28 protein-coding genes are annotated in these 25,923 nt (G+C 27.9%); 11 read left to right on the top strand and 17 right to left on the bottom strand.

Annotated features, from left to right (window positions below; all coding sequences use genetic code 11):
• Nucleotides 1-185: 185 nt before the first annotated feature.
• Nucleotides 186-578 carry a MarR family winged helix-turn-helix transcriptional regulator gene (locus BFL38_RS05950; RefSeq protein WP_069726199.1) on the top strand — a complete coding sequence of 131 codons (393 nt, stop codon included), beginning with the start codon at nucleotides 186-188 and terminating at the stop codon, nucleotides 576-578.
• A gap of 3 nt (nucleotides 579-581) precedes the next feature.
• Complete coding sequence (locus BFL38_RS05945; RefSeq protein WP_069726198.1) at nucleotides 582-1,244, top strand: YczE/YyaS/YitT family protein; 663 nt, start codon at nucleotides 582-584, stop codon at nucleotides 1,242-1,244.
• Nucleotides 1,245-1,446: 202 nt separating this feature from the next.
• Here BFL38_RS05945 and fabF read toward each other — a convergent pair whose 3' ends face one another.
• The 12 genes from fabF to BFL38_RS05885 form a co-directional block, all read right to left on the bottom strand.
• On the bottom strand, nucleotides 1,447-2,700 hold the full coding sequence (gene fabF / locus BFL38_RS05940; RefSeq protein WP_069726197.1) for a beta-ketoacyl-ACP synthase II: 1,254 nt from the start codon (nucleotides 2,698-2,700) through the stop codon (nucleotides 1,447-1,449).
• Between the two features lie 85 nt (nucleotides 2,701-2,785).
• Nucleotides 2,786-3,022, bottom strand: a complete 237-nt coding sequence (gene acpP / locus BFL38_RS05935; protein WP_008724300.1) for an acyl carrier protein — start codon at nucleotides 3,020-3,022, stop codon at nucleotides 2,786-2,788.
• Between the two features lie 89 nt (nucleotides 3,023-3,111).
• Nucleotides 3,112-3,861 (bottom strand): 3-oxoacyl-[acyl-carrier-protein] reductase, encoded by a 750-nt coding sequence (gene fabG, locus BFL38_RS05930; RefSeq protein WP_069726196.1) that lies wholly within the window; start codon nucleotides 3,859-3,861, stop codon nucleotides 3,112-3,114.
• A 207-nt stretch (nucleotides 3,862-4,068) separates the two neighbouring features.
• Nucleotides 4,069-5,490, bottom strand: a complete 1,422-nt coding sequence (gene glmM / locus BFL38_RS05925; RefSeq protein ID WP_069726195.1) for a phosphoglucosamine mutase — start codon at nucleotides 5,488-5,490, stop codon at nucleotides 4,069-4,071.
• A 220-nt stretch (nucleotides 5,491-5,710) separates the two neighbouring features.
• Entirely contained in the window at nucleotides 5,711-6,895 is a 1,185-nt protein-coding gene (locus tag BFL38_RS05920) for a cyclic nucleotide-binding domain-containing protein (RefSeq protein ID WP_069726194.1), read from the bottom strand.
• Nucleotides 6,896-6,984: 89 nt separating this feature from the next.
• The gene (locus BFL38_RS05915; protein ID WP_069726193.1) at nucleotides 6,985-7,542 is read right to left on the bottom strand and encodes a DNA-3-methyladenine glycosylase I; all 558 of its coding nucleotides are present in this window, start codon (nucleotides 7,540-7,542) and stop codon (nucleotides 6,985-6,987) included.
• Between the two features lie 29 nt (nucleotides 7,543-7,571).
• Nucleotides 7,572-8,072, bottom strand: coding sequence for a hypothetical protein (locus BFL38_RS05910; protein WP_069726192.1), 501 nt, complete (start codon nucleotides 8,070-8,072; stop codon nucleotides 7,572-7,574).
• Between the two features lies 1 nt (nucleotide 8,073).
• Nucleotides 8,074-8,952, bottom strand: a complete 879-nt coding sequence (locus BFL38_RS05905) for a sigma-70 family RNA polymerase sigma factor (protein WP_069726191.1) — start codon at nucleotides 8,950-8,952, stop codon at nucleotides 8,074-8,076.
• Nucleotides 8,942-9,406: a DciA family protein gene (locus BFL38_RS05900; protein WP_069726190.1), complete on the bottom strand. Its 465-nt coding sequence runs from the start codon at nucleotides 9,404-9,406 to the stop codon at nucleotides 8,942-8,944. Before BFL38_RS05900 ends, BFL38_RS05905 begins: the two co-directional genes overlap by 11 nt.
• Nucleotides 9,407-9,459: 53 nt before the next feature.
• The gene (locus BFL38_RS05895) at nucleotides 9,460-10,377 is read right to left on the bottom strand and encodes a tetratricopeptide repeat protein (RefSeq protein WP_069726189.1); all 918 of its coding nucleotides are present in this window, start codon (nucleotides 10,375-10,377) and stop codon (nucleotides 9,460-9,462) included.
• Nucleotides 10,367-11,209: a hypothetical protein gene (locus tag BFL38_RS05890; RefSeq protein ID WP_069726188.1), complete on the bottom strand. Its 843-nt coding sequence runs from the start codon at nucleotides 11,207-11,209 to the stop codon at nucleotides 10,367-10,369. The genes BFL38_RS05895 and BFL38_RS05890 overlap by 11 nt, the downstream gene beginning before the upstream one ends.
• A 242-nt stretch (nucleotides 11,210-11,451) precedes the next feature.
• Nucleotides 11,452-12,720, bottom strand: a complete 1,269-nt coding sequence (locus tag BFL38_RS05885; protein ID WP_069726187.1) for an L-cysteine desulfidase family protein — start codon at nucleotides 12,718-12,720, stop codon at nucleotides 11,452-11,454.
• A 225-nt stretch (nucleotides 12,721-12,945) separates the two neighbouring features.
• Here BFL38_RS05885 and galK point away from each other — a divergent pair, with 225 nt between their 5' ends.
• From galK to BFL38_RS05865, 4 genes are all read left to right on the top strand, one after another.
• Complete coding sequence (gene galK / locus BFL38_RS05880; protein ID WP_008724320.1) at nucleotides 12,946-14,127, top strand: galactokinase; 1,182 nt, start codon at nucleotides 12,946-12,948, stop codon at nucleotides 14,125-14,127.
• A gap of 348 nt (nucleotides 14,128-14,475) precedes the next feature.
• Nucleotides 14,476-15,580, top strand: a protein-coding gene (prfB, locus tag BFL38_RS05875) for a peptide chain release factor 2 (RefSeq protein ID WP_218070519.1) whose coding sequence is annotated in 2 segments (ribosomal slippage) — nucleotides 14,476-14,547 and nucleotides 14,549-15,580 — 1,104 coding nt in all. Because the reading frame shifts where the segments join, the coding sequence is not laid out codon by codon here.
• A 128-nt stretch (nucleotides 15,581-15,708) separates the two neighbouring features.
• On the top strand, nucleotides 15,709-16,290 hold the full coding sequence (locus BFL38_RS05870; protein ID WP_069726186.1) for a hypothetical protein: 582 nt from the start codon (nucleotides 15,709-15,711) through the stop codon (nucleotides 16,288-16,290).
• A 127-nt stretch (nucleotides 16,291-16,417) separates the two neighbouring features.
• Nucleotides 16,418-16,990, top strand: coding sequence for a hypothetical protein (locus BFL38_RS05865; protein ID WP_069726185.1), 573 nt, complete (start codon nucleotides 16,418-16,420; stop codon nucleotides 16,988-16,990).
• 53 nt (nucleotides 16,991-17,043) lie between these two features.
• On the opposite strand, the gene pgsA is transcribed toward BFL38_RS05865, so the two are convergent.
• From pgsA to BFL38_RS05840, 5 genes are all read right to left on the bottom strand, one after another.
• Nucleotides 17,044-17,598, bottom strand: coding sequence for a CDP-diacylglycerol--glycerol-3-phosphate 3-phosphatidyltransferase (gene pgsA, locus BFL38_RS05860; RefSeq protein WP_069726184.1), 555 nt, complete (start codon nucleotides 17,596-17,598; stop codon nucleotides 17,044-17,046).
• A gap of 25 nt (nucleotides 17,599-17,623) precedes the next feature.
• Entirely contained in the window at nucleotides 17,624-18,643 is a 1,020-nt protein-coding gene (locus BFL38_RS05855) for a DUF4340 domain-containing protein (RefSeq protein WP_069726183.1), read from the bottom strand.
• A 50-nt stretch (nucleotides 18,644-18,693) separates the two neighbouring features.
• A complete protein-coding gene (locus tag BFL38_RS05850) occupies nucleotides 18,694-19,419 on the bottom strand; it encodes an ABC-2 transporter permease (RefSeq protein ID WP_069726182.1) in 726 nt (241 codons plus the stop codon).
• Nucleotides 19,420-20,367: an ABC transporter ATP-binding protein gene (locus BFL38_RS05845; protein ID WP_069726181.1), complete on the bottom strand. Its 948-nt coding sequence runs from the start codon at nucleotides 20,365-20,367 to the stop codon at nucleotides 19,420-19,422.
• Between the two features lie 230 nt (nucleotides 20,368-20,597).
• A complete protein-coding gene (locus BFL38_RS05840) occupies nucleotides 20,598-21,725 on the bottom strand; it encodes an ABC transporter ATP-binding protein (protein WP_069726180.1) in 1,128 nt (375 codons plus the stop codon).
• Between the two features lie 315 nt (nucleotides 21,726-22,040).
• Here BFL38_RS05840 and BFL38_RS05835 point away from each other — a divergent pair, with 315 nt between their 5' ends.
• From BFL38_RS05835 to BFL38_RS05815, 5 genes are read left to right on the top strand one after another with little or no spacing between them, the layout of a single operon-like run.
• Complete coding sequence (locus tag BFL38_RS05835) at nucleotides 22,041-23,582, top strand: hypothetical protein (RefSeq protein ID WP_069726179.1); 1,542 nt, start codon at nucleotides 22,041-22,043, stop codon at nucleotides 23,580-23,582.
• 29 nt (nucleotides 23,583-23,611) lie between these two features.
• Nucleotides 23,612-24,079 (top strand): tellurite resistance TerB family protein, encoded by a 468-nt coding sequence (locus BFL38_RS05830; protein ID WP_069726178.1) that lies wholly within the window; start codon nucleotides 23,612-23,614, stop codon nucleotides 24,077-24,079.
• Nucleotides 24,080-24,081: 2 nt separating this feature from the next.
• On the top strand, nucleotides 24,082-24,615 hold the full coding sequence (locus tag BFL38_RS05825) for a hypothetical protein (RefSeq protein ID WP_069726177.1): 534 nt from the start codon (nucleotides 24,082-24,084) through the stop codon (nucleotides 24,613-24,615).
• Nucleotides 24,616-24,636: 21 nt separating this feature from the next.
• Entirely contained in the window at nucleotides 24,637-25,623 is a 987-nt protein-coding gene (locus tag BFL38_RS05820) for a hypothetical protein (protein WP_069726176.1), read from the top strand.
• Nucleotides 25,623-25,883 (top strand): YkgJ family cysteine cluster protein, encoded by a 261-nt coding sequence (locus tag BFL38_RS05815; protein WP_069726175.1) that lies wholly within the window; start codon nucleotides 25,623-25,625, stop codon nucleotides 25,881-25,883. The genes BFL38_RS05820 and BFL38_RS05815 overlap by 1 nt, the downstream gene beginning before the upstream one ends.
• The last annotated feature ends 40 nt before the right edge of the window (nucleotides 25,884-25,923 follow it).

Here is a 25,923-nt window from a genome sequence, read left to right as displayed (position 1 = left end):
TAATTTGTTTAATTAGTATACTCTAACTTTATTAAAAGTCAATACCTTTTTTTATTTTTTTGAATATACCTATATGGTGTATATATTGCTTGACTTATTTATATTTTTGTGTATAATAAGCTATCTTATTATAAGAATACTTACTATAAGGATACTTACTATTGGAGAATCTGCATTATTTATTAATGAAAGCCAATTCTATGTTTGCCCGTAAGGTAATGTACGAGGCAAATAAGATAGGGCTTACATCAGGGCAGCCTAAAATATTATATTTTTTATCTAGATTTGAAGAGGCTGATCAAAAGACTATAGCCAGCTATCTCGAAATAGAGCAGGCAACAGTAGGGAGCATACTGCTTGGTATGGAGAAATCTGGTCTTATAGAGAGGAGGCAAAGAGAAGGAAACAGACGCTCTCTTTATGTATCTTTGACAGAAAAGGGGATAGAGGTTTCAAAGAAGATGGAAAAAATATTTGAAGATGCTGAGAATATAGCTACTGATAAATTATCAGAAAAAGATAAAGAAAAATTAAAAAAACTATTGATTGAGATGTGTAATTCATTAAAAGGAGTTTAATTTATGTTTAAGAAAATTTTAGAAAAGCATATTATAGAAAGAACTATAATACTTTTAATAGGACTTTATATTATGTCTTTGGGTATAGCCTTTTCTATTAAGGCATCGCTTGGTACTTCCCCTATTTCAAGCGTACCTTATGTTACAAGCTGTATATCAGGGCTTTCTGTAGGAGAAACTACAATTATTATTAATCTTGTATTTATACTAACACAAATATTGCTTCTTAGAAAAAAGTATAATCCATTTCAGCTTTTTCAAGTACCAGCACTTGTTTTGTTTGGTATAATGATAGATATAAGCGGTTCTTTAATAAAAGATATAACATACAGTAATTATTTTCAGCAATGGATATTATGTTTTATTGGAATAATTTTGGTAGGAGTAGGAGTGAGCATAGAAATTATGGCAAAACTTGTAACTACTCCGGGTGAAGGTGTTGTACTTGCTATATGTAAAGTTTTTCCTTTAAAATTCGGCAATACAAAAATTATGTTTGATGTTGTATTAGTATTGATTTCTTTAGTAACAGTTTTGGTATTTTTAGGTCATTTAGAAGGGGTTAGGGAAGGTACTATAATAGCAGCAATTTTAGTAGGATTTATAGCAAAACATTTGAGCAAGCCTTTAAAACTTTTAGAGAACAAATATTTACTTAATGAATAAATAATAATAAATATTTATTTAGTTTAGATGAAAAGCCATGTTTCTATTTGAAGCATGGCTTTTTATTAATATTATATTTTGTAGTCTTATTCCATATTAATATTGGTATATAAATTAAATTGTAATATAAGTGAAATTTATTTCACAAATAAAAAAGCCCTGTTTCATAAAAAACAGAACTTATTATTTTTATAATTTTTTATTATATTTTTTTGAATACTATAGAAGCATTATGTCCGCCGAAACCGAAAGAATTACTTATAGCATATTCTATTTTGTAATCCTGAGCAGTATTAGCAACAACATCTAAATCGCATTCTGGGTCTTGATCTTCTACATTAATAGTAGGGTGTACCTTACCATCAATCATACTCATAATAGTAGCAATAGCTTCTATACCGCCTGCAGCTCCTAAAGCATGACCTGTCATAGATTTTGTAGAGTTAATTTTTATTTTTTTAGCATGATCTTCGCCTAAAGCCTTTTTAATAGCTTTAATCTCAGCAATATCTCCGACAGGAGTAGAAGTACCATGAGTATTAACATAGCTGATTTTATCAGGTGAGATTTTAGCACTTTCAATAGCTAAAGACATAGCTCTTGCTCCCATAGCACCGTCTTCTAAAGGAGCAGTGATATGATTAGCATCAGCAGTAAATCCATAACCGCAAACTTCAGCAATTATATTAGCATTTCTTTTTTTGGCATGTTCATACTCTTCAAGTATTAATATACCGGCACCCTCAGCTATAACAAAACCATCTCTTCCCTTATCGAAAGGTCTTGATGCTTTTGAAGGCTCATCATTTCTAGTAGATAAAGCTCTGGCATTATTAAAACCAGCTATAGTAAGAGGATTAATAGTAGCTTCAGAACCTCCAACTACCATAATATCAGCTTCATTATCTTTAATATGTTTGTAGCCTAAACCTATAGAATGATTTGAAGAAGCACAAGCAGTAACTGTACTGTAATTAGGTCCGTTCATACCATATTCCATAGATATTAAACCCGGTGTCATATTGATTATTTGCATAGGTACAAAAAAAGGCGATACTCTGCTAGGTCCGTCATTAAGTAAAACTTGATGGTTAGATAAAAGAGTAGTCATACCGCCAATACCGCTGCCAAGAACACATCCGGCTCTTAAAGGATCAAATCCTGTTTTAGGTTCTATACCAGCCTGCTTAAATGCATGATGAGCGGCATATATTCCAAAATTAATAAAAGGGTCTAGTCTTCTTAACATTTTTTTATCAGAATAATAATCACCTTCTAATGGTAAAGCTTCAGCACCGATTTTGGTAATAAGCTGTTCTTTTTCAGGATCAAAATATTTACTTAATGTTTTTATTCCAGAAACACCATTAAGCAAGTTATCCCAAAATGTTTTTACATCATTTCCAAGAGAACTTACTATACCGAGTCCTGTAATTACAACTCTGCGTTCACTCATATATAAAACTCCTATGATTTTGAACTATATCAAAAAATTTCCCGTAAAAGATATGATTCTATTTACGGGAAATTAAATGGTATAATTATTTTTTATGTTCTTCAATGTATTTAGCAGCATCAGCTACATTTTTAATTTTTTCTTGATCTTCTTGAGGAATTTTGATTTCATAACGTTTTTCTAATTCCATGATTAATTCTACTAAATCAAGCGAATCAGCGTTTAAATCATCTACGAAAGAAGCTGTATCAGTGATTTTACTTTTGTCTGAGATGTTTAATTGATTAGCAACAACATCTTTAATTTCATCGATTAATGCCATTTTTAATCTCCTTAGTTATTTATATTTATTTATTATTTTTTTAATAAAGTGCATATAAGCACATTATAAGCTTTATAATTTTATTGATTTTACATTGACATACCGCCGTCAACTGCTATGACTTCTCCTGTAATATAACTGCTCATATCAGAAGCTAAAAATAATACCAAATTAGCTACATCTTCAGGAGTACCTAATCTTTTTAATGGTGTAATACTCATAATACCTTTTACAGTATCTTCTGGTAAAACTCCTGTCATATCTGTTTGTATGAATCCCGGAGCTATAGCATTTACGCATATATTTCTAGGGGCAAATTCTTTAGCCATAGATTTTGTCATTCCTATGATTCCAGCTTTAGCAGCAGAATAATTAACCTGTCCGGCATTTCCCATTTTTCCTATAACGCTGGATATATTTATTATTTTGCCTTTTCTAGCTCTAAGCATATTTTTAGCAGTTTCTCTTGACATATAGAAAGTACCTGAAAGATTTGTAGATATTACATCATTCCAAGCATTATCGTCCATTTGAAGCACCAACATATCTTTAGTGATTCCGGCATTATTTACAAGTATATCGATAGATCCAAACTTTTCTATTGTTTTAGCGATCACATCTTTACATGATTCGCTGGATTTTGCATCGTGTGCAATTGCTAAAGTCTCTACATTGAAAGATGATTTTATTTCATCGGCTACTTGAGAGGCTTTATCAAAGTTTGTAGCAGTAATGACAACATTAACTCCTTCTTTTGCTAGAGTTTCTGCTATTTTTTTACCTATTCCTCTGCTTGAACCTGTTATTATAGCTGTTTTATTTTTAAGATTTAAGTCCATATTTACCCTTTTTGAAGCATATAAAGATATAGATATTTGACAAAAAAATTTATTATTCAAATATATGTTATATTAAAACAAAATATATTGAATTTGTCAAGCGAAAAATATCATTTTAAAATTTTCGACTTTTTTGGTTTAAAAGTCGAAGTATAAAAAAACTTTGGAATTATAATTTTCCAAAGTTTTTTATATTTATTAATAATATTATTTTTTAGTTTTTTTGTTAACCTCTTTTTTAGATTCTTTTGATTTTGTTTCTTTTGTAGGTTTTACAGAAGGCTTTACTCCTTTTATCATATTCATAGCGGCAGTAATTAAATCTTTAGCTTCTTTTTTGCTTTTAGCTTCAGCGATAATTCTTACTATAGGTTCTGTATTTGATGAACGGACATGGAGCCAGCCTTCTTCCAAATCTATTTTTATACCGTCAATAGATGTTATTTTAGCTTTAGGGTACTCTTCTTTAATTTGTTTTAAGAATTTATCTTCATCTATTTTTGAAACTTCCAATTTTTCTTTAACTATCTCATATTTTGGTATTTCATTTACAAGTTCACTAATAGTTTTACCTGTTTTTGCCATTAATTCCAATATTAATGCTATACCCAAAAGTGAATCTCTTCCCGGAGTAACAGCCGGAACTATTATACCTCCGTTTCCTTCGCCTCCAAAGTATAATTTATTTTTTACAACATGTGAAGAAACATTAATTTCTCCTATTTTTGTTCTATCTACAGAATATCCTTTTTCTTTAGCCAAATCATCTATCATTCTTGAAGTAGATAAGTTTACAGCAGCATTTCCCTTGCCTACAAGCCATAAATATTTAGCACATAGAGCTAAAGTATATTCTTCGCTTATTATAGTACCGTCATCAAGAACTAATGCAAGTCTGTCAGCATCAGGGTCTTGAGTAAATCCTATATTAACTTTATTCTTCTTAACTAAATCAGATAAACTTTTCATACTAGCAGCAGAAGGTTCTGCAATATGGGCAAATTTTCCTGTATGTTCTTTATTGATGGAAATTTCTTTAACTCCCAATGCTTTAAGCAGGGGAGGAGTTGCAAATAAACCCGTTCCATTAACATAATCGCATGCAACTTTAAAATTGGCATTTTTTATCTTTTCGGCATCTATCCATCTTAATATTCTTTTGATATGTTCTTCTATAGCATTATCTATTTTTTCATAAGTACCTGTTTCAAGTGCCTTAACAAATCTTGATGACTTTTTATCATAAAGTTTCATAAGTTCATTAACTGCTTTTTCATCTAAAAAATGTCCGCCTTTACCTATAAGTTTTAATGCATTCCATTCTATAGGATTATGGCTTGCAGATATCATTATACCGCCATGTATTTTAAGTTTTTCCACCATATATAAGGCTGTTGGGGTTGGAGTTATACCTATATCTATTACATTTATACCTGATGCCATTAAAGTTGAAGCAACAGCATTTAATATAGATTCTCCTGTTATCCTTGTATCTCTTGCAACTAAAACTTTAGCTTTTTTTGGAAAAAGACATGCAAATGCAGCTGTATAATCCACTACAGCTCTTATATCTAAGCCGTCTCCTATTATTCCTCTTATTCCTGATATGCTTGTTTTTAAAGTAGGCATTTAAAACTCCTGAAAAATTATATTGATATATTATAAAACAACTGCATATAAAAGTAAAATATTTTGCTTTTTATTTTATAATTTTTATTGATATTTAGTTAGGCATTCTATATTAAAGATTATCATATATTGCTTAAATATTAATTTTATAGAGCAAATACAATAATTTGTTTAAATAAATTTAATAGCTAATATAAAGCCGTAAATTTATTAATATACATTAAAAATACATCATACTATGATGATGAGTATTGCTTAGTCTGTTAATACAGTTTCTGTATTCTATTATAAGACTTTTTATATCTGTTATATTAATATATCCGTCTGAGCCTACTGATACGCCTCTTACTCTGTTTAATTCTCTTTCTATAAGTTTTACATCTTTTATATCAGTTAAAGTTTTTATATCATTTAATGTATATAACAAATTTATAGAATTAACATCTTCAGGTAATATTTCTGTTTTTAACATATAATAAAGCGTTATAAGCAGTTTTGATAGTAAATCATCTACGCTAAGAACCATTAACTTTAATATTGTATTTCTTATCTTTATGCTTACCATTTTTATATAATAAAGATTAAGTTCAGGATCCTGTTCTGATATATTTATTAATTCATTTCTTGTTACTTTTTTTATAGCAGTGTCTTCTAAAGCAACGGCACAAGTTGAAAGAGGAAGATACTGCAAAACGGGCTTGTATCCGTCTATCATACTGTTTTTTGAATAAATGGCTCTTGTCATTTGCTTAGAGTTTATTATATTGTATATTCCAATTACCCCAGATTTTATAATATACAAGGTATTAGTATATTCTAATTCAGTATATAAACAATATCCTTTTTTATAATAATATATATTATCATCATTTTTTTGAGGCTCTTCTATAGGAGTTATTTCTGATAATTTATCTTTTACATCATCAGCATTATCTGGGAATAGCTTCATATATTCATTATAAAGTTTATATGCTACCTGTTTAAATTCATTTTTGTTGTAAATATCTGCCATATTCATTATTTCTTCTTTAGTTCTTATCCTAGCTATTTCTTTATTTTCTGAAAGCAGCATATAATATCTTCCAAGCCAAGTTTCAAATGAAGCATCTAAATTTGCAGCTATTTTTACCATTAACTCTTCATTTTTTGTTTTAATTACTTCTGTTATGTCTACTTCTATAGCCTCCACATCTTCCATAGCTTTTACATTAAAGAAATAAGGTTCATTTAATAAAATATTTACTAACCCTAAAATATCTCCTTGATTAAACTCCACATTATAGTTAAAAGTACCATAAGATATAGCTTTTCCCTTTGTTATTATGTAAAAGACATCTTTTGGTATTTGATCTTTAATATAAATTATAGTTGATTTTTTAAAATGTGCTGTATTATATTTGTGCATATATTTTATCCGTATAACAGTTATATTATTTTATTCTAATTCATTATTATTATTAGTCAATATTCAGTTTTTATTTTTTATTCACCATATCAAGTTTTTTTGTAAAAATCACAGTTTACACAATGATCATTTATTATCCCTATAGCTTCTAAATAACTGTATATAATAATGCTTCCTGCAAATTTAAATCCTTTCTTTATCATATCTTTGCTTATAATATCTGATAATTCATTTTTTGCTGGGAGCGGATCTTCATCGCATAATTTATTGTTTATTTGTTTTCCATTAGTAAAAGACCATATATATTTGTCGAAACTTCCATATTCTTTTTGTACTTCTATAAATTTATTTGCATTTGTTATAAGAGCATTAATTTTTCTTTTATTCCTTATTATCCCTTTATTATTTAAAAGCTCTTCTATTTTTTTTTCATCATATTTAGATATTTTTTTGTAATCAAAATTATCAAATGCTTTTCTCATATTTTCTCTTTTTTCTAATATGCATCTCCAGCTAAGACCTGCCTGCATATTTTCTAGTATCAGCATTTCAAATAATTTTCTTTCATCATGGCATATTCGGCACCATTCTTCATTATGGTATTTAATCTCTATTTCGCTTTTAGCCCATTTGCATATTGTCTGCATAATTAAAAATATTTTCCTATTTTATAATTTTATTCTATATTTATTGAAACTTCCGCATCATCAACTTTTATGTTATAACTTCCATTTTTTAAACTTGAAGAATAATTATCTTTTTGTCCGAATATATTAACTATTTTTTCTCCATTGTATTCCATTACGCACCAATTTTTTATATTGCTTATATTGATATAATATTGATTATTGCTTTTATATATTTCTATATTTTTATAAACATAAATATCTTTGATTTTACTATCTTCTTCTCCTCTTGAAGACAATGGAGTCAATTTGCTGAAATAAAGCATATAATCAATTATGCTGTCTTTTATATTAATGATTGGCTTTATTTTAACTTCTTTAAGCATATCAGAATCTTCTATATTTTCCATAAGAAATAAATCATTTCTTAGAGAGCTTACTTCTCTTTGTAAGTCAGCATTCAATTCAAGCTCTTTTAGAAAGTCATCAGATACTTTAATTCCATTAACATAGTTTATAATTTCTTCTTTTGTGTAATTATATTTGCTCATATTATAAGTCCGATAAATTATTAAAATGCTCTTTTAAACTAGTTTTTATTTTATTTATAATCTTTGTAACTGCATTGTTTGTAATATTTAAAAGTTTTGCTATAAACTCATAAGGTACATTTATTTTTATAGAATGCAGTTTCTTAATATAATTTTGTTTTTTGCTTGCTAAATGTACAGTGAAAAGTCCTCTTTTATTATTGATTTCTATTTGTGCATTTATTTTTGCTATTTTATCCTGCTGCTTTATTATTTCATTATATTTCTTTATATATGTTGCTCTTGCTTTTTCTATTATAGAATATGCTTCTTCATAATTTATATTAAAATATTTCATTAGAGGCTGTATTATTAGATTTATAAATAACTCTAAATTATGTATAAAAAATGCTATTGAATCTCTCTTGCTGAATTCTTTTTCTATATAATTAAACATATTAAGTGAGAGTTTTTCAATATTGCTTTCATTATAATCCTTAGTATACTCATTTATAACATAGGATTTACTATCATAGAGTACATCATGCAATGTTAATGCCTCTTTGCCGCATAATGGAGCATCTATTGATATTTCTTGTTTTTTGTATTTATCTTTTCTTTTTTTATGATCCAAGAAATTTAAATAATGGCTTCTTAATGTATATGTAAACCAAGTTATAAATTTGGCATCTGTTTCATTATATTTTATTATTATATTGTCTATTCTCTCTATATAATATGAGTAGAATTCTAAAGCATCATCATGAAATACACCGAAAACTTTTCTAGGATAATTATAAATATAATTGGACAAATGCTCATTAATTTCTTTTAAAGTTTCAATACTTCTAGCAGCTTTATATTCCAGAATCAGCTTCTTTATAAATACATCATCTATCATCATTATCCTCGTATTTTAATATATTAGCAAATATTTCTTTCATTCTCTCATCTTTTATACCCGATTCTTTTATAGTATTTTCTATCCATTCTTTATGTTCTTTTGTTAATTCTTTTTCTTCTTCTTTTTTATCTTTATAATTCGTATTTTCTATTATTTTATTATTAACTTCCCCAATTCTAGTTTTCAGTTCTACTACTTCTATATTAGTTTCTTTTTTTATGTTTTTGAATATATTGTTTCTGTTCATAAATATTTCATTAGCCCATACACTATCAGTTATGGTTACAGTGAGAACGGCATTTCTATAAAATGACGGATAGCATATTTTAGAAAGTACTTCTCCCATAATATCATTCCATTTTTGAGATATTTTTATGTAATTTGCTAAATTAATATTTTGATATAATTTTCTATCTGAATATTCTTCTAATGTATTTTTTATTGTATGCATTTATAAATCCTTACGATATAATGATACAATAATTTTTTATATAATCAATATCATTAATTATTAGTTTGCTGTGTATTTGTTTGAGAAATTGTGATATTGGTATCTGCATTATTTACTGCTGTATCATTTGTTATATTATTATTAGTATTGATGATATTATTTGTCATTACAGTGTTTGTTGCCAATTCTATCATATCCATTTCTATTGGTTTAACTTCAACATCTTCATCGTATGTTATTATTGTATTATTTTGATTTGTATTAAGAGGTTTATTTTCTTCCAATAAATTAGAGATATCATTTGTATTTTCTGATATTCTAGCTAATATGTTTTTATTTCTATCTATTGAATCTTTTAATCCTCTGTAGTTAGGATTTATTTTATATGCTTCCTGATAAGTATTAAGAGCTGAACTAAAATTTTTATCTCTCTCATAAGTAGCTGCGAGATTTACCATATATACTACATTATTCGGACTGTAAACTGTAGCTTTTAAAAATGAAGATTCAGCCTGTTTATAATCTTCTACATATAGATATAAAAGACCAAGAAAATTATTCATGTAAGCATCATTAGGTTTTAAACTTATAGAATATCTTATAGAATCTATGGCCTTGTTTGTATCTCCTAATTTATAAAGAGCATATCCTTTTTGGAAATGCAGTTTAGATGAAAAACTATTTACTATTATACCGCTTCTTGCTGCTCTAAGCATATTGGCATAATCTTTTAGATTCATGTAAGAATTAGCTAAATTTTCAAAATATTCTATTTTAAGAATAGGAGAGTATTCTATTTCATATTCAAATAATTCAGCAGCTTTTTTATAATTTTTGGCATTATAATATCTGTATGCATTAGATAAATTTTTCCTATCATATTGAAATACATCATTTGTCTGAGAATATAATGATAATGTAATTAATACAATTAAAGAAAAAAGTATAAAAATTAACTTATTAACGTCCATCTTTTTTGAAACTTTGCAGTCTGAAATCGTTTATCATAGCATTGGCATAAGCTATAGTTGCATCATACATTTCTTCTTTAGTTTTTCCTTTGAAAAAATTATATACTCTAGGTGATTGTACATTTAAATAATCAGGGAGAACTATTTCTCCATCATTACTTGCTTTAAGAGCTAATGGTTTTATGTTGTTCATTTTTTCAATGAATGCATGAAGAAAGAAACCTGATTCTTTAAGTATGAATTGTTCTGCCCTGCTTGAGTTCTCTTTTTTATTTAGAGCAAAAACATAGTCAGCAAATATTTGAGGTACTTTACTTTCTCCAACAGGAATTATAAATTTTTGGAATTGATTATCATAATCTTTTATAGCAGTTTCTACAACATAATCACTTGCAGGTCCGCATGAAAAATATCTAATAACAGAAAAACAATTATACAATTCTTTGAAAGCTCCATATAAATGGCAAATTTCCTGATCTGCTTTAGGATGTATGTCTTCTAAAGGATATTTTTCTGTAGCACTTTTAAATTTTTCTATCATATTATCTACTTTATTCATAAAAGAATTTTCTTTAGCTTTTTCTTCTTCCGCTTTTCTTCTCTGACGCTCTAATTCTCTGTCTCTTAAAGTAGTTTTTATATCCTCTAAAATTTTTATTTCAACAATTAAAAAATTTGATAAATCTTGTCTATTTTGCAATGCTTCTCTGTATCTGTCATTAAAACTATTTACATTATATATTTTATTACCATATTTTTCAGCACCTTGTTCATATTCAGTTCTTATTTTTGTTAAAGTTGCATTAATTTCTTTATCGCTTAAACTTGCCATTAAAACCTCCCTTATGAAAAGTATTACTTTAGTATGTAAAAATTATTATAAGTTATTTGTTATCATAATATATCGAAAAATCTTTACAATAGATTATACAATTTTTTAAAAATAAATCTAGTATTAAAAATATTGCTGTTATTTATTTTTATTAAAAAGTATTTAGTAAAAAATTATATTTAATCACAATAATATTTAAGAATTATATTAAATTCTATGATTTAGAAATGGTTATATATTATTTAATTATCTATCATTATATTAAGTATTTCTATATCAGTACCTTTCATACCTTCTTTAGCCATTCTTCCTATACTATCAATAGTTGCTTCTATATCATTTTTTACAAGCCCATCTCCGGCTTTAAATACTTTTCCGTCTCTAGCTAAATTGAAAGCTAATATACCGCAGTCAACAGCTTCAGCAATTTTTGAAGCACATGAAGATTTAGCCCCATCGCAAACCATACCCCCTATTGTACATAATGCATTTGTTATTGTATTGCAAATAATATTATAATCACAGTCATGCAAATATGCTATTGCAGAGGCAGAACCCGTAGCAGCACATACAACCCCGCAGAATGCCGATAATTTTCCTATATGTTTTTTTTGAAGTATAGCTATTAAATTTGAAAGCACTAAAGCTCTGTATAGTTTTTCTTCAGATACTTTCATATATTCAGCATATTTTATTACAGGAACAGATACTGTTATACCCTGATTTCCGCTTCCTGAATTGGTAACTACAGGCATGGAACAGCCTCCCATTCTGGCATCTGATCCTGCGGAAGCGTAAGCCTTAGCTTTATTTCTTATATCATCTCCGTAATATTTCATTAATGTTTTTCCTACACTAGAACCGTAATCATTTTTCAGACCTTCTTCAGCTATACTGTAATTAAGTTCTATTTGTCTTTTTATAGTATCTTTAATATCATCTATATTAACTTCATTTGCAAAAGCAAGTATATCTTTTATATTTAAAGTTTCTCTTATATCTTCTTCTTTTTTATCTGAAGAATTATCAGAATTTAATAGTTTTTCACCATTTTTTATGATTTTTGTAATATTAGTATGTGAATTTTTTATTTCTACTAAGGCATTTGTATCTTTATATTCTGCTTCTATTATGATATGCAGGTTTTCATCTCCTTCTATTAATTCGCAAGTGCAGAATTTTTTATTTAAAAGTTCTTTTGTTTTATATATATCATCTTGTTTTACAGCAGATAAAACTTCGAGATTTTTACTTGCATCTCCTCCAATCAATCCCAAAATAGCTGCAGTATCTATTCCTTTTAATCCGCCTGAATTTGGTACAGTTACACCTTTTACATTTTTTATAATGTTTCCGCTGCATTTTACGGTTATATGTTCTGGTATATCCCCAATTATTTCCCTGATTTTAGCACCTGCAAAAGCTATTGCTATAGGCTCTGTGCATCCTAGTGCCGGTATTAATTCTTCTTTTAGAATATTAATATAATTACTGTATAAAGTTCTATCCATAAAATAAAATCCTACTATGTATTTGTACTTTTGTATATTATATTATTGTTTTTTATCAAAATCAATTATTTTAATAATTATTTATTTTAGTTTAAAGAAAAATTTACGATTTATATTCTATATTTTTAACATAAAATATTATTTTTTTAGAATAACTATTATTTATACTATTGATTTTTTTTTATTTTATGATATTTATAACAGATAATTTTTGAGAGATTTAGTATGATACCTAGATTACATTTAAAAATAGTAGCAAGATTTAGAGAAGTTTTTGGACATAAAGGCGATACAAAGCTTTATTTTGCACCGGGAAGAGTTACAGTTATAGGAGAACTTATAGATTATTCAGATGGGGATACTATAACTTCTGCTATAGACAGAGGGACATATATAGTAGCTAGAAAAAGACCTGATAATAAAGTGAATATATATGCCCATTCTTTTAAAGCTAGAAAATCATTTACATTAGATGATTTAGAAAAGAATAAAGAAGATGAGTGGGCTATTTATTTTAAAGGTGTTTATTCTGTACTTTTGGAAAAAGAATATAAAATACATGGTATGGATATATTTGTATATACAGATTTACCTTTTAATACATCTTTGGCTTCATCTAGCTCATTATGTGCTTGTTTAACTTTTGCCGCTTTAGATATAAACAATATTAAAGATGTTGCCCCTATTGAAATGGCAAAATTATCTTATGAAGGCGAAATTAAGTATGCATCTCATAGAACATCTTTAAGCGATCATGTTACAATATTTTTAGCCAAAGAGAATACTTTATTTTTCTTTAATATGAAAACACTTAAATATGAATATTTTGATTTCAATTTAGGTGATTACTGTATGGCTGTTATTAATAGTAATAAAAAAAGAACTTCCAGCGATGGGGAGTATAATGCCAGAAAAAGAGAATGTGAAAATGCATTAAAGAAATTAAAAGAAAAGAAAAGTTCTTTAAAATCATTGTCTGATTTGAAAGTTAAAGATGCTGATTTTATTAAAGAAACCTTGCAGAACAAGGAGCAAAGAAGGGCATTATATGTTTCTGCTGAGCAGGATAGAGTTAATCAGGCAGTAAAAGCTATTAAAAAGGGTTCAGTTAAAGATTTAGCTAATTTGATACTTAAAACTCATGATGGTTTGAGTAAATTATATGAAGTTTCCACTGCAGAATTGGATATTTTGGTTGAAGAGGCTATGAATATGGACGGTGTTTTGGGAGCTAGAATGATAGGTACAGGTTTTGGCGGAGGCGTTTTAATGTTCCTCAAAAAAACTGAAGTTGAAAATGTTATAGAAAATTTATATACGCGTTATAAAGAAAGAACCAGAAGAGATGCTGATGTTTATATATTAAAACTATCCAGCGGTACTAGAATTTTGCCTACAGAAGAGTAATTTTTAATAAAAAATATTTATTTTAAGTATTATATTTTTTGTAGTGTTATATATTATGAATATAGCATTTTTGTATTATAGTAATTAAGAATTTAATGTATTAATATTTTTATATTGTAAAATAATTAGATATAAACGAGCAGATTATAACTTTAGTTGTAATACATTTTCAGCGAGTTTATATCGTAATAATAGCCGAGATATAAACGAGCAGATTATAACTTTAGTTATAATCTATTTTCAGCGAGTTTATATCGTAATAATAGCTGGAATATAAACGAGCAGATTATAACTTTAGTTATAATCTATTTTCAGCGAGTTTATATCGTAATAATAGTAGGACATTTTATGACATTATCAGAAATTAAAAGTATAGTATCTAATATTAAAGAGCAATCTGAAGTATTAAGGGGGTATCTTTGACCCGGATTCTATTTATAAAAGGGTTAAGGAGATAGATGAGATATCAGCTAAAGATGATTTTTGGAATGATAATATATCGGCTCAGAAACTTATGAAGGAGAGAATGCTTCTTCTTGATAAAATAGAGCCTGTTGAAAATTTGATAAAGAATTCCAATAATATATATGAATTGGTAGAAATGGCTATAGAGTCAAATGATACTGAAATGGAAAAAGAATTAGAAACTGAATGCTTAGAATTGCAGAAAGTTTTTGATGAATTAGAAACAAAGAATTTATTTTCTGGGGAATTTGACAGTAAGAATGCATATTTAACTTTGAATGCAGGGGCTGGCGGTACTGAGAGCTGTGATTGGGCTTCTATGCTTTCAAGAATGTATGTAAGATTCTGCGAAAGACATGGGTTTACTGTTGAAACAACCGATGAACTTCCCGGAGATGAAGCAGGAATAAAACAGATAAGTTTTTATGTTCAGGGGCTTTATGCTTATGGATATTTGCGTTCAGAGATAGGGGTGCATAGACTTGTAAGAATATCCCCTTTTGATGCTAATGCCAAAAGACATACTTCATTTGTTGCGGTTAGTGTTATGCCGGATATAGATGAAGATATCGAAGTAGAAATAAATCCTGCTGATTTAAGAATAGATACTTACAGAGCTTCCGGAGCAGGCGGACAGCATGTTAATAAAACTTCATCAGCTATTAGAATAACTCATATACCAACTAATACAGTTGTTCAATGTCAGGCAGAAAGAAGTCAGCATAATAATAAAGATATGGCTATGAAAATGCTCAAAGCTAAACTTTATCAATTAGAAAAAGAAAAATTGGATAAAGAAAAACAAAAAATAGCAGGTGAGAAAACCGATATAGCTTGGGGCAATCAGATAAGAAGTTATGTTTTCCAGCCTTATCAAATGGTAAAAGATTTAAGAACAGGCTGCGAAAGCGGAAATATGAACTCTGTAATGGACGGCAATATAGATGAATTCATATCTGCATATCTTAAACAGCAAATAAAAAAATAAAATTATACTAAGTTATATAATTTTATAATTATATCATAGAAATTTGATTATTAATAATTTATGCTGCTTGTTGACATTTTTGTACATAAATAGTATATTGTAAAAAGAAATAATAAATGGAGAATATTATGTTAAAAAAGATTACACTTGTATCTCTTATGATGGCTGTTTTAGTTGTTGCAGTACCTAAGAAAGCTGAAGCTGCTTATTCGGATGGAGCTGCGATAGGAGCTTCTTTATTTTTTGGATATCCTAACCAAGGTTTAACATTAGTAGGTCAATTTGACGGAGTACCTTTGATGTTTGGTGTTCAGGCTGTAGCAAATGTATTTAATGATGGTTATCAATATTTTGGTATTGGTTTAACTATGGATTGGTGGGGACTAAAAATACCTTTGGGTAAAGCAGGGGAATCTGATGTTCATTTCTATTTAGGACCTGGACTTGCCGCTGATACTGCTTTTGGTTCATATTATTGGTCAATTAATGCTGGTTTAAGAATGCCTATAGGTTTTTCATTCTTAATTAAAAATCAATGGGAAATATTCTTGGAACCTGCTCCAGTTGTTAACGTTTTGCATGCGGATAGTTATGGAGTATCTTTGTTAGGTTTTTATCTAGGAGATACTGATGATAGACATAGAAATCGTTGGAATGTAGGACATTTCTTACATTTGACATTCCAAGTTGGATTTAGATATTGGTTCTAATATTATTATTTTAGAATGTCTATAGCTCCGTTATCTTATAGCGGGGCTTTTTATTTTTATTATAATTTTTCACTTTTTTATATTATTTTTTATATTTATATAAAGTAAGTAATTAGGTTTTGTTTATATGTTAAAAAGAGTAATAATTTATAGTGTATGTTTTTTGATTTTCATTTCTTTTTTCTCGGCATCATCTAAACTGTATGCAGATTATCCCAATGGTGCTGCGGCAGGATTTTTTTTGAGATTCAGTTTTCCAAGTCAGGCTTCTTTAGGTGTAACCGGCAAAATTGATAATTTTCCATTGATGTTTAGCGGAATATTAAATATAGGAATATCAAGTAAGGGATGGGCTTGGTTTGGGCTTAGTGCTAATGCTGATTGGTGGGCATTAAAATATAGAATAGGAAAAGCGGGTAATTCTGATGCTTGGCTTTATTTCGGACCTGGAGCTGAAGCGGTTGCAGAGTTTGGAAATAATTATTGGAATTTAGGTTTGGGTTTTAGGCTTCCTTTGGGAGTTTCTTTTATAGTTGATATGGATTGGGAAATATTTTTGCAGGTTTCTCCAGGGCTTAATGTAATATCTATAGGAAGTGATGGCTTTGGAACTTTTGGCTGGTATCCTAGTCATACGGGTTGGACTTTTTCTAAATTCTTCAGATTCTCAGGAGATTTCGGATTTAGATATTGGTTTTGATTAATATATAGAAGGCTATTCTCAAAATAATATAAGAATAGCCTTTTACATTATTATTTATTTGATTTTCCTGTTATTAAAGGCATATAATCAAAGAATGAATATATTGTTATTATTGTAACAACTAATAAACTGTAGTATGTTATTTGATCATAAGGAAGCGATATTTCTGTATGTTTTAATATCTTTATAAGAAATATTATTACTACAGCAGCAGCTCTTGATGCAGTTTTAAGTTTGCCGCTGAATTTAGCAGCAACAGCAAAACCTCTTAATCCGCCTAAAATTCTTATAAACATTGAAAACATATCTCTATAAAGTGATATTATATACATCCATATAGGCATAGAACCTTCATAAAGAAATATTGTAAACATAGTTATATGAAATACAGTATCAGCAAAAGGATCAAGCACTTTTCCTAAATCACTAACAAGATTAAATTTTCTAGCCATAGCACCGTCTAAAGCATCTGTGATTTCTAATATTATGAGAAATATCAATGCTAATACCGCACTTATCATAGAATTGTAAAAGTACAGAAATATAACAAGCGGGGATAAAACTATTCTGCTAATGCTTAGTAAATTAGGTATTTGCTTTTTCATAATTTACTCCTGTATTTATTAAAATTTATTGCTGCAAATTTTCATCTAATCTCATGCCATCTTCTTCCATATAAGGATTATTTTCATCATTATTCATTTCTTTTTCATCATCTTCAGTTTTTATATAATAACTTCTGTCACGCATAGCAGCCGAATATATATTATAGTCTACTTCATATATTATACCGCTTTTAGGTTTAACATATACTCTGTTATCATTATTATCATATACTAATTGATACTCAGTTTTAGTGTTATCTTCCATGTATATAGTAATAGTAGCATCAGGTATTCTGAATAATCTATTTAAATATTTTAGCATATTCTCATCATATACAAAACCTATAGCTTTAACCAATGATAATGTTTCAAAATCTCTGTAGGCCTTATTTAAATTAATTTCTTCATCTACCCCATCAACAACCCAATTAGTTCTATTTTCTTTTATGATAGTATTTGTATAATCTCTTATATTGCTCTCTGTTTTTACTACAGAATCAATATAAATAGTTTTGTCAAATATTTGCTTATCTCTTAGCATATCAATAGTTTTCTTTAATGCTTCTATATAAACAAGCTCTACACTGAAATATTCATCATTATATTTAACATAATATTTTTCTTCATCTGCAGTTTTATTTCCAACAAATACTTTGTATTCTTTGTTTCCTTCCCAAACAGTGAATTCATTGCTTGGATTTTCCAAACCAAATGAATCCAATTCAGCAAGATTTGTTATTGTAGTATCTATATTCAAAGTATTAAAGTTTTTAACATTTGCAAATGCCTCTAACTGATCTATTTTATAATTATTAGAAGGAGATACAACTTTCCAAGTTTCATCTATTTTTTCTACGATAATTGGTTCTTCACTATATTTTAATTCATATTTAGTAACATTAGTTTCATTTAGTTCAAAAAGCTGTTTTCTAGGTTTATTTGCTTCCATTTTTTCACGGCTTTTTTTAGTTGTTAGAAATGCTGTAACACTTATTGCCGCCAATGCTATAAGTAAAACTATAATTTTTGTAACATTTTTGTTCATTTTATTTATCCTATAAGTTTATAATTTCTTTTAATTTTTAATATCGTAAATTATTTTCTGTTTTCAAGCATAATATTTGCTAAATATAGGAATATTACTGTAACTGATAGAAAGTACATAATATCTCTTAAATCTAATACCCCTCTTGCTATATTAGCGAAATGATAATCGCCGCTTATTACCTCTATAAAATTAACAGAAGCAGGGAAAAGCAAAGTTAAATATCTCAAAAACATATTTAAAGATATCATAATTGCAAGCCCTACAATTAAAGCGACTATTTGATTTTTTGTAGCGGAAGATGCGAATATGCCTATAGCACATAAAGCCATAATAAGAAATACGCTTCCTATATATCCGGCAATAATAGGTCCGATATCTAATCTTCCCAAAAAACTTAATGTAATAGGATAGAGTATAGTAGGTATTAAAGCAAAAAGCATAAATATCACTGCCGAAAAGAATTTTCCTAGTATAATTTCCAAAGCAGAGACTGACTGAGTGCTTATAAGCTCATAAGAACCGCTTGAAAATTCACTTGATAGTAATCCCATAGTGATAGGCGGAATTATAAGCGATAGTATTAAAGGCAGAATACTGAAAAAATCCTGCATATCATTCTGCTGAAGTATAAAAAATCTTGAGAAGAAATATACTCCGCTCACTATTAAAAATATTGCTGAAAATATATATGCTGTAGGAGAAAAGAAAATATGTCTTAATTCTTTTTTTAATATAACATTAGATTTATTTATAGTATAACTTATTGACTGCACTTATTTATCTCCTTTTGTTAATGTATGGAATACTTCTTCTAAATTTTCTCTTTCTCTGAACATTTCATATATTATCCAATCTGTACTTTTTATAAAAGTATAAATTTTTTCTCTAGGCTCTTCATCATTGGAATATACTATTATATCTTTTAAATTATCATTATTTTCTATTTTTACATCATAAACATTTTCTATTTTTTTTAGTTTTTCTATTATTTTACTATTATCATCATTAGTTTTAACAGATAATTTTATTCTTGAAGATATTTTATTTTCTTTGCTGTTATTTAGAGTTAAATGTTTAGGGTCAGCATCAGCGATAACATTACCCTGATTAATAATAATAGCCCTTGAGCAAGTAGCCTCAACTTCGCTTAATATATGAGTTGATATAAGAACGGTTTTTTCTTTACCAAGTTCTTTTATAAGTTCTCTTATTTCTACTATTTGATTTGGGTCAAGTCCGTTTGTAGGCTCGTCTAATATAAGTATTTTAGGGTCATGAATTATAGCTCCTGCAATACCAACTCTCTGTTTATAACCTTTAGAAAGCTCCCCAATTGACTTTGATATAACATCTTTAAGACTGCATGCTTCTACAACATAATGAAGTCTCTCATTTAATCTGCTTCTTTCAAGCTCCTGAATTTCAGCCATATAAACAAGATAATCAAATACACTCATATCATCATAAAGCGGTGCTGATTCTGGTAAATATCCTATAACTTTTTTAACTTCTCTTTCATTATTTAATATGCTTTTTCCGTCAATAATTGCATTTCCGCTTGTAGGTGAAAGGTAGCATGTTAGTATTCTTAAAGTAGTTGATTTTCCTGCTCCGTTAGGTCCTAGTATTCCTACAATCTCTCCTGATTTTATCTCAAAACTTACTCCTTTTAGAGCATGAAAATTACCGTAGTATTTGTTTAAATTATCTACTGATATCATTTTATTCCTTTATATTTTGTATATTGCTAAAAATTAAAATCTAAAAATATATAAGTAGAAAAACATTATAATGTATATAAAGTAAAAAAACAATTATAATTTATATTATACAGTAAATATTTATTTATTAAAAAATATAAAAAAATTATATTATTTTACTCATTAAAAACTTAGTGATACTCTATTTTATGTTATATAAATTGATTATCTTTTATATGAAAAATAATTTTTTAAATCTCATATTTTTTTACCCCTTTTATAAGGCTTTTTTCCATATTCATTGTAAATACATTAATTTTATTAATATTAGGTTTTAAAATTATTATTTCATCTTTTTCATACATTCTTTCTGTGTAAGATGAATCTTGAGAGTATTCTATGCCTGCCTGATTAGGAATAATTTCATTATCATTAAAATGCAGTAAATAATTAGTATATTTTCCAAGAAAAGTTTTAGATAAAATTTTAGCTTTCATACCTTCTTCATTTTCAGAATTAATAAAAAATTCTTCAGGTCTTATACCTACAATAACTTCATCACCGTCTTTAACATCTAATAAATTATTCATTTTCAATTTGTATCCGCATCTGAATAAAATATATGTATCATTTCCTTCTATTTTTATGCTGGCATAGAATAAATTTGAATGACCTATAAAAGTAGCAACAAATACATTATAAGGTCTTGTATAAATATTTATAGGACTTCCCACCTGCTGTATAATGCCGTTTTTCATCACAGCTATTCTGTCAGATATGGCAAGTGCTTCTTCCTGATCATGGGTAACATAAATAGTTGTTATTCCTATTTGTTTCTGTATATCTTTTATTGCACTTCTCATTTCTATTCTTAATTTGGCGTCTAAATTAGAAAGAGGTTCATCCATAAGTAAAACATTTGGAGTTATAACTATTGCTCTTGCTAAAGCTACTCTCTGCTGCTGTCCTCCTGATAATATTTCAGGAAGTCTGTGCTGATATTCTTCTATTTTTACTGTATGCAGTATTTCATCTACTTTTTTCTTCATAGATTCTTTATTTTCTTTTCTTAGTTTTAGTCCGTATTCAACATTCTCTCTTACAGTCATATGAGGGAATATTGCATAGTTTTGAAATACCATACCAATATTTCTTTTATGAGCCTGAATATTATTGATTACATCTTCATCAAATTTTATTGTTCCGCCTTCTATTGTGTTAAATCCTGCAATCATACGCAAAAGAGTTGTTTTTCCGCATCCTGACGGTCCAAGCAAAGTAAAAAATTCTCCGTTTTTTATATTTAATGAAAGATCAGGTATTATTGTAAGCTTATCATAGCGTTTCACTACATTTTCAATAGATATGGATACACTCATTATAATCTCCTTTCTTATAATCTAACAGCTAGAATATGTAATTAACTAAAAGTCTAATGAGAATTATATTTTTTAGTTATATTAATCTATAGTATAAAGCATATTCAATAAATTACCATTAATATGAAATTATAAATATGGAAAAATATTATTTTTTTATTAAGTATAAATAAATATTCATTTGATAATTTTTTAATTTGATTTTTATAATTAATGTTAAAATGACTTAATTTTGTATTTTTATTTTATATATTTTATATGTTATTTTATTGACTTTATACTAATATTGTGTATACTATAATTAGAGGAGTATATATGTCATATATAAAAAAAGATGAAGATAAAAAAGAAGAAAAAAAGTCTTTTGATAATATTGTTTTAGGAAATGTTGCTTCTGAAGTAGTTGATAGATATGGCTCTGCTGTAAAAGAGCATTTTGTTGCCTATAGCGGTGTTGATAACGAAGCTGGTAAACAATTAACCAAAGGATTAAAAGAAATTTCTCAATATAAAGTGAACCCTGAAAATAAATATTCTAATTTAAAACAACAGGCTGGTTTTTCTGCGGAAGTAAAACATGCAGCAAGAAAAAATGCTGAAAATATAATAAATAAAAATGGCGAGAGAGTAGTAAGAACAGACGATGTAGGAAGAGTTAATGATCAATTATATGATCATGTTACTTATGATGAGCATGGCAATATTATAGAACAATCCCAAATGAAATTTGTGGGAAAGAATTCTAGCGAAGCTCTGCAAAAATTAGCTTCAAAAGACTATCAAAAATATTTAGATAATGATGTTCCTATAGATGTACCTTCAGAACAATATGAAGGAATAAAAATAGAAGCAGAAGCAAAAGCCAAATCATGTTATGAACAGGCTGAAAGATTAAAACAAGATGGAAAATTGGACATAGCCGAAAAAAAGATTGAAGAGGCTAAAAAATACGAAAAAATAAGTAAAAATGTTAGAAAAAGTGAATTATCTAGTGATGAAGCTATGGAGGCTAGATTAAAACCCGAAGTTTCCACAGCAAAAGATGTTGTAAAATTAGGGCATAGAGCTGGGTTAGAACAGGCAAAAATGGGGGCTGCCATTGGAGGAGGTATATCTATAATAAGAAACTGTGTAGCATGTTTTAATGGAGATAAAGAACCAGAAGAGGCTATAAAAGATGTTGCTCTTGATACAGGTAAAGCAGCAGCAGTGAGTTATGCTACAGGTTTTACAGGTTCTGTTATAAAAGGAGCTATGCAGAATTCCAAAAATACTATGCTTCAAAATGTATCAAAAACAGCTGTGCCTGCTATGATAGTTACCACAACTTTGGAAGTTGGAAAAACTTTTAAAAGATATTTCAGCGGAGAAATAGATGGCGTTCAGTGCTTTGAAGAGCTTGGAGAAAAAGGTGTTGGAATGATATCTTCTAGTATGTTTGCCGGTGTATTTCAAGTTGCAATTCCTATACCTGTTGTAGGAGCTTTAATTGGAAGTATGGTTGGATATGCTTTCAGCAGTGCTTATTATAAAGAAGTTTTAAATGTTTTTAAAGAGGCAAAACTTGCTCATGAGAGAAGATTAAGAATAGAAGCTGAATGTGCTGAGGCCATAAAGATGATTAGAGAATATAGAGAAAGATTAGAAGAACTTATATCTGAATATTTAATAGAGCATATTACTGTTTTTAATGATGCCTTCAATCAAATGAATACAGCTTTAGAACTAGGAGATATAGATTCATTTATAAATGCTAACAATAAAATAATAAATAAACTTGGTAAAAAATCACAATTCAATTCATTTAAAGAAATAGATGACTTTATGAATAGTGATATTGATACACTTACAATTTAATTAATAAAAATTAATTATAAGGAGATTATATGTTTCTATCTGAATTATGCGAAAGTATATATGATGAAGATGAAAAGAAGAAATTGGCAAGAAGTTTAGCTGCTTTTATGGCTATAGATGGTGAGATAGATGAAGATGAGAGAAGACAAATAGACTTAATATATTTGGAGATGCTTGGAAAGACTTGTCCTGAATCAACTCTAAATAAAATACTTGGAGTTGAAAAAGAAAAAGTAATAGTCCGTTTTAAAAAAATTATTGATAATAATTTTGATCCTGGTTATAAACAAGAAGAAGCTAAAAAATTTCTTTTTGAAATAATATCATGTGCTTTATGTAATAAACAATATGATGATTATGAAAGAGAAGTTGTTAATGCAGTAGCTAAAAAATGTAAAGTGGATAATTCTATCGTAGAAGAGATGAAAGATATGATTAATACTGTATTAGTTTTGAATGAAAGAACAAATGAATTTATTTTTAATGAAAGGATATAATCATGTACTTAAATTATATTGAAGATGCTGAAATAAAAAAATCATTCATAGCACAGTTGTATGTTATTTCAAAAATATACAATAATTATTTTACTTTGCAAGATTATGATTATTTTAATAGAGATGATATAGATTCTGTATTATCCTTTAATATTAAAAAATCTATAGCAGAAATATCAAATTTGAATGAATATGCCATATCTGAATTATTGTCTTTTATTAGTGAATTGGAAGAATATATATCTGAGATAGTAAGAGATAATGATTATGATTTTAAAGAGAAAATTGTTGTAAAAAAAGTTTGGAAAAGATATTCGAGATATTTAGAAGATATAGATGATAATATAGTAAAAAAAATTATATATTTTGAACTATTAACTATTACAACATCTACTGATAAGAAATTTAATTCTTATTTTAAATATTTAAGAAACAAACTTGGGATTAGCGATATGATTTCAAAAGAAATTGATAATCTTGTATATGCTAATGCAAGTGTGTATAAAAGTATAAGAGATTTAGTAGAAATAGGTTAATTTAAAAAAAGGAGTTATAATATGCCGATACCATTTATTTTAGGAGCTATAGCAATAGGCAGTGCTGCTGCAGGCGTTGGAGCAGGTGTAAAAGGATTGATGAATAATAGTGAAGCCAATGACATTAATTCTTTGGCTAATTCAACTATAGATACAGCAAAGGATAATTTGGATAAAGCAAGACAAGCTACATATTATTCATTAGAGGCTTTAGGAAGAGAAAAAATATATGTATTTGATGTATCTATAAAAAGATTTATTGAATCTTTTGAAAAATTAAAGAATGTAGAAATATCAGATTCTGTGGGTATTAATGAGATAAATAAATTGAAATTTGATAAAGCATATTTTGAAGAATTAAAAGAATGCTCTTTACAGGTAACATCTATGCTTGCTGGAGGAATAGGAGGAGTTGGAGCTGGTGCTTTGGCTGCTTTTGGAGCTTATAGTGCTACTATGACTTTTGCTGCTGCATCTACAGGCACAGCTATTGCTAGTTTATCTGGAGTTGCAGCTACTAATGCTACTTTGGCATTTTTAGGCGGAGGATCTTTGGCTGCAGGAGGTTTTGGTATGGCTGGAGGTATGGCTGTTTTAGGAGGACTTGTAGCTGGACCTGCTCTTGCTGTTATGGGATTTGTTGCTTTAGGTGCTTCTTCTAAAAAACTTGATGATGCATATTCTAATTTGGCCGAAGCAAATAAAATATCAGAAGAACTTGAAACATTAAGAGTATCAACTAATTTTATAAGAAGAAGATCTCAAATGTTTGAAAGACTTCTTATAAGGGTGGATTCATTATACAGTGAAGCTATTGATAATTTAGAAGAAGTTATTAATCAACAGGGTATTGACTATAGTTCTTATACTGAAGAAGCTAAAAAAGTTGTGGCAAGCAATATAAAATTAACTCAAACTATTAAAGCTATTTTGGATACTCCTATATTGACAGATGATGGTTCTATTAGTGAAGAGTCTACAAAATTATTAGAAAATTGTAAATTATAATGAAATTTGATTGCGATTGCTGCGGTATATGCTGTAAAAATATTAAACATGTACCGCAGCTTCAAAAATATGATAATGGCAATGGTCAATGTATATATTTAACAGATGATAATAAATGTTCTATATATGAAAGCAGACCAGAAATTTGTAATGTAGATATTATGTATCAAAGAAAATATTCTAATATTTATTCCAAAGATGAATTCTATAAATTAAATTATCAAGTATGTATTCAGTTAAAGAAAAATTATAAAAAATAATGCAGTTATTTATATTGATTTATTAAAAATATTATATATG

It is taken from the genome of Brachyspira hampsonii (assembly GCF_001746205.1).
GTDB classification, from domain to species: Bacteria; Spirochaetota; Brachyspiria; order Brachyspirales; family Brachyspiraceae; genus Brachyspira; species Brachyspira hampsonii_B.
This window is presented reverse-complemented; position numbering and strand designations above follow the sequence as displayed.